This is a genomic window from Acidisphaera rubrifaciens HS-AP3, assembly GCF_000964365.1.
GTDB lineage: Bacteria > Pseudomonadota > Alphaproteobacteria > Acetobacterales > Acetobacteraceae > Acidisphaera > Acidisphaera rubrifaciens.
The window spans coordinates 1-1,146 of record NZ_BANB01000413.1 but is presented as its reverse complement, the minus strand read 5'-3'; the positions used below and the strand labels follow the sequence as shown (position 1 = coordinate 1,146).

The window sequence follows — 1,146 nt, the reverse complement described above, 5'->3', positions numbered from 1 at the left end:
GCACCCGCCGGGCGGAACCGATCGCCATTGCCCGGCCCGGTTCGTTCGCCGGCCCCACGCCGTCCGAAACGTCGCCGACCGAGCCCCGCGCCCCCGTGCGGCCCAACCCGCGGCAGGTCAACTAGCCCGGCACGGCTAGCCGGCGGGAACCTGCAACTCGCCCAGATACGCCTCGCGGATCGCCGGATCGGCGCGCAGGTCCTCGGCGCGCCCTTCCATCACCACCCGCCCGGTCTGCAGCACGTAGGCGCGGTGCGCGACCGATAGCGCCATGTTGGCGTTCTGCTCGACCATGAACACGGTCACGCCGTCGCGGTTGATCGCGGCGATGGTGTCGAACACGCGCTCCACGAACAGCGGCGACAGGCCCATCGACGGCTCGTCCATGCAGATCAGGCGCGGACGCGACATCAGTGCGCGCACGATCGCGACCATCTGCTGCTCGCCGCCCGACAGCGTGCCGGCCAGCTGGTCGCGCCGCTCCGCCACGCGCGGGAACAGGTCGAACAGACGGACGAGATCGGCCTCCACCCCCGCGCGGTCGCGCCGCGTGTAGGCGCCCATCGCCAGATTCTCGGCCACCGTCATGCGCGGGAACAGCCGTCGCCCCTCCAGCACCGGCGCGATGCCGAGGCGCACGCGCGCAGCCGTCGGCAACCGGGTGATGTCGCACCCATCGAAGCGCACCGCGCCGCGCGTCGGCCGCACCACGCCCATGATCGTCTTCATCGTCGTGGACTTGCCGCTGGCGTTGCCGCCGAGCAGCGCCACGATCTCCCCCGCGGCGATCGCATAGTTGACGCGCTTGAGGACGTGCAGGTCGCCGTAATGCGTGTCGACGTCGTGGAACTCAAGCAACACGCGCGGCTCCCGCGGCCTGCGCGTTGCGGCCGAGATAGGCGGCGAGCACGGCCTCGTCGCGACGGACCTCGGCGGGCGTGCCGACCGCGATCACCTCGCCGTGGTCGAGGACGTGCACGCGCGCGGCGAGCTGCGTCACGACATCGAGCTTGTGTTCGATCAGCAGGATGGTCAGCCCCGCCGCATGCAGCGCCGCGAGCTGTTCCGCCAGTTCCAGCGTCTCCGCCGGGTTCATGCCCGCCGTCGGCTCGTCGAGCAGCAGCAGACGCGGCGAGGACGCGAGCG

Annotated in this window: 2 protein-coding genes; both read right to left on the bottom strand. The window is 71.7% G+C overall.

What is annotated here, in order from left to right; genetic code table 11:
• Positions 1-135: 135 nt before the first annotated feature.
• Positions 136-858, bottom strand: coding sequence for an ABC transporter ATP-binding protein (locus tag B8460_RS12150; RefSeq protein ID WP_199445632.1), 723 nt, complete (start codon positions 856-858; stop codon positions 136-138).
• A partial coding sequence (locus B8460_RS12145) for an ABC transporter ATP-binding protein C-terminal domain-containing protein (RefSeq protein ID WP_048861866.1) occupies positions 851-1,146 on the bottom strand: 296 nt, incomplete at its 5' end. The genes B8460_RS12145 and B8460_RS12150, both read right to left, overlap by 8 nt.